This window comes from Pseudoalteromonas sp. bablab_jr011 (assembly GCF_016464045.1).
Taxonomy (GTDB): Bacteria; Pseudomonadota; Gammaproteobacteria; order Enterobacterales; family Alteromonadaceae; genus Pseudoalteromonas; species Pseudoalteromonas lipolytica.
The window spans coordinates 1-301 of record NZ_JACDWU010000287.1; the positions used below are offsets into that span (position 1 = coordinate 1).

2 tRNA genes are annotated in these 301 nt (G+C 49.5%); both read left to right on the forward strand.

The window, feature by feature from the left end:
* Positions 1-43 precede the first annotated feature (43 nt).
* Positions 44-119, forward strand: a tRNA-Glu gene (locus JIG41_RS17710).
* A gap of 94 nt (positions 120-213) precedes the next feature.
* A tRNA-Glu gene (locus JIG41_RS17715) sits at positions 214-289 on the forward strand.
* The last annotated feature ends 12 nt before the right edge of the window (positions 290-301 follow it).

Below are 301 nucleotides of genomic sequence, written 5' to 3' on the forward strand. Positions count from 1 at the left end.
ATGAGTCAAACTATCATTTAATGTCCTAGTGACACATTTTTGTGTCCCCATCGTCTAGAGGCCTAGGACACCGCCCTTTCACGGCGGTAACAGGGGTTCGAATCCCCTTGGGGACGCCACTTACTTTAACCGTGTTAAAGAAGGTGTTGTGTTATTAAACAGCTCGCCTGAATCGAGCTTAACTATTCAGTTGTCCTAGTGACACATTCTTGTGTCCCCATCGTCTAGAGGCCTAGGACACCGCCCTTTCACGGCGGTAACAGGGGTTCGAATCCCCTTGGGGACGCCACTTACTTTAACC